This is a genomic window from Burkholderia paludis, from assembly GCF_000732615.1.
Taxonomy (GTDB): domain Bacteria; phylum Pseudomonadota; class Gammaproteobacteria; order Burkholderiales; family Burkholderiaceae; genus Burkholderia; species Burkholderia paludis.
On record NZ_JPGL01000002.1, the window covers coordinates 1 to 3,304 of the forward strand.

2 rRNA genes are annotated in these 3,304 nt (G+C 52.5%); both read right to left on the reverse strand.

The features are described from left to right. Nucleotides 1-11: 11 nt before the first annotated feature. A 5S ribosomal RNA gene (gene rrf / locus GQ56_RS0101415) occupies nt 12-124 on the reverse strand. 154 nt (nt 125-278) lie between these two features. Then, nucleotides 279-3,160: ribosomal RNA gene (locus tag GQ56_RS0101420) — 23S ribosomal RNA — on the reverse strand. Nucleotides 3,161-3,304: the final 144 nt, after the last annotated feature.

Genomic DNA, 3,304 nt, shown 5'->3' on the forward strand with positions numbered 1-3,304 from the left:
TGGCTTAGGGAGCCTGACGATTACCTACTTTCACACGGGAATCCGCACTATCATCGGCGTAGAGTCGTTTCACGGTCCTGTTCGGGATGGGAAGGGGTGGGACCGACTCGCTATGGTCATCAGGCAAAGAGGGTTGTTGCGCTGGCTTCGCAGCACAACCAATCTTGGAAGAAGCAGTAATTTTGAGTTGTGTGTATCACACACGAGAATCCAACTTGTCGCTTTGTATCGCAGCCGGTGCTTTCACACGGCGCCGATCTACAAGGCAGACTTGTTATAGGATCAAGCCTTACGGGCAATTAGTATCAGTTAGCTGAACGCATTACTGCGCTTACACACCTGACCTATCAACGTCCTGGTCTCGAACGACCCTTCAAGGGGATCTAGTCCCCAGGGATATCTCATCTTAAGGCGAGTTTCCCGCTTAGATGCTTTCAGCGGTTATCTCTTCCGAACATAGCTACCCGGCGATGCCACTGGCGTGACAACCGGTACACCAGAGGTTCGTCCACTCCGGTCCTCTCGTACTAGGAGCAGCCCCCTTCAAATATCCAACGCCCACGGCAGATAGGGACCAAACTGTCTCACGACGTTTTAAACCCAGCTCACGTACCTCTTTAAATGGCGAACAGCCATACCCTTGGGACCGGCTACAGCCCCAGGATGAGATGAGCCGACATCGAGGTGCCAAACACCGCCGTCGATATGAACTCTTGGGCGGTATCAGCCTGTTATCCCCAGAGTACCTTTTATCCGTTGAGCGATGGCCCTTCCATACAGAACCACCGGATCACTATGACCTGCTTTCGCACCTGCTCGACTTGTCGGTCTCGCAGTTAAGCACGCTTATGCCATTGCACTATCAGCACGATTTCCGACCGTACCTAGCGTACCTTCGTACTCCTCCGTTACGCTTTGGGAGGAGACCGCCCCAGTCAAACTGCCTACCATGCACTGTCCCCGATCCGGATCACGGACCAAGGTTAGAACCTCAAACAAACCAGGGTGGTATTTCAAGGACGGCTCCACCGAAACTAGCGTTCCGGTTTCATAGCCTCCCACCTATCCTACACAGATCGGTTCAAAGTCCAATGCAAAGCTACAGTAAAGGTTCATGGGGTCTTTCCGTCTAGCCGCGGGTAGATTGCATCATCACAAACACTTCAACTTCGCTGAGTCTCGGGAGGAGACAGTGTGGCCATCGTTACGCCATTCGTGCAGGTCGGAACTTACCCGACAAGGAATTTCGCTACCTTAGGACCGTTATAGTTACGGCCGCCGTTTACCGGGACTTCAATCAAGAGCTTGCACCCCATCATTTAATCTTCCGGCACCGGGCAGGCGTCACACCCTATACGTCCACTTTCGTGTTTGCAGAGTGCTGTGTTTTTATTAAACAGTCGCAGCCACCAGTTTATTGCAACCCCTTCACCCTCCTGGCGCAGGCCAGTCAAGCTACAAGGGCGTACCTTATCCCGAAGTTACGGTACCAATTTGCCGAGTTCCTTCTCCCGAGTTCTCTCAAGCGCCTTAGAATACTCATCTCGCCCACCTGTGTCGGTTTGCGGTACGGTCATCGTTAGACTGAAGCTTAGAGGCTTTTCTTGGAACCACTTCCAATTGCTTCGCTCCCTAAGGAGCTCGCGCCACACCCTTGAATCCTGCGCCCGGATTTGCCTAAGCGCCTTCTCCAATGCAGCGACCGGGACTTCCAACACCCGGACAACCTTCCGCGATCCGTCCCCCCATCGCATCTAACAATGGTGCAGGAATATTGACCTGCTTCCCATCAGCTACGCATTTCTGCCTCGCCTTAGGGGCCGACTCACCCTACGCCGATGAACGTTGCGTAGGAAACCTTGGGCTTACGGCGAGGGGGCCTTTCACCCCCTTTATCGCTACTCATGTCAGCATTCGCACTTCCGATACCTCCAGCACGCTTTTCAACGCACCTTCGCAGGCTTACGGAACGCTCTCCTACCATGCGTGCTAAGCACGCATCCGCAGCTTCGGTATATAGCTTAGCCCCGTTACATCTTCCGCGCAGGACGACTCGATCAGTGAGCTATTACGCTTTCTTTAAAGGGTGGCTGCTTCTAAGCCAACCTCCTGACTGTTTTAGCCTTCCCACTTCGTTTCCCACTTAGCTATATTTGGGGACCTTAGCTGGCGGTCTGGGTTGTTTCCCTCTTGACACCGGACGTTAGCACCCGATGTCTGTCTCCCGTGATTGCACTCTTCGGTATTCGGAGTTTGCTATGGCGGGGTAATCTGCAATAGACCCCCCAACCATGACAGTGCTCTACCCCCGAAGGTGAGACACGAGGCACTACCTAAATAGTTTTCGGAGAGAACCAGCTATTTCCAAGTTTGTTTAGCCTTTCACCCCTATCCACAGCTCATCCCCTAACTTTTCAACGTTAGTGGGTTCGGACCTCCAGTACGTGTTACCGCACCTTCATCCTGGCCATGGATAGATCACTTGGTTTCGGGTCTACGCCCAGCAACTGAACGCCCTATTCGGACTCGCTTTCGCTACGCCTGCCCTATACGGTTAAGCTTGCTACTGAACGTAAGTCGCTGACCCATTATACAAAAGGTACGCCGTCACCCCTTACGAGGCTCCGACTGTTTGTATGCATGCGGTTTCAGGATCTATTTCACTCCCCTCCCGGGGTTCTTTTCGCCTTTCCCTCACGGTACTGGTTCACTATCGGTCGATCACGAGTATTTAGCCTTGGAGGATGGTCCCCCCATCTTCAGACAGGATTTCACGTGTCCCGCCCTACTTGTCGCACACCTAGTTCTTTCATACTGTTTTCGCCTACGGGGCTATCACCCGCTATGGCCGCACTTTCCAGAGCGTTCGGCTAACAATACAAATAAAGAGTGCAAGGCTCATCCCATTTCGCTCGCCACTACTTTGGGAATCTCGGTTGATTTCTTTTCCTGCGGTTACTTAGATGTTTCAGTTCACCGCGTTCGCTTCACATGGCCTATGTATTCAGCCATGGATACTCCAAAAGGAGTGGGTTTCCCCATTCGGACATCTACGGATCAAAGCTTGTTTGCCAGCTCCCCGTAGCTTTTCGCAGGCTACCGCGTCCTTCATCGCCTGTGATCGCCAAGGCATCCACCACATGCACTTGTTCGCTTGACCCTATAACGAGTCTGTCTCATCGACAGTCGCTACAGGTTGAGTTCTCGCGTTGTGCCGTATTCCAATTGAGTCAAACATAGAGTTCGAATCATCTTGAGATACATCGATACAATCACAACCCGGATAGTTTTCACGTCCATCTCA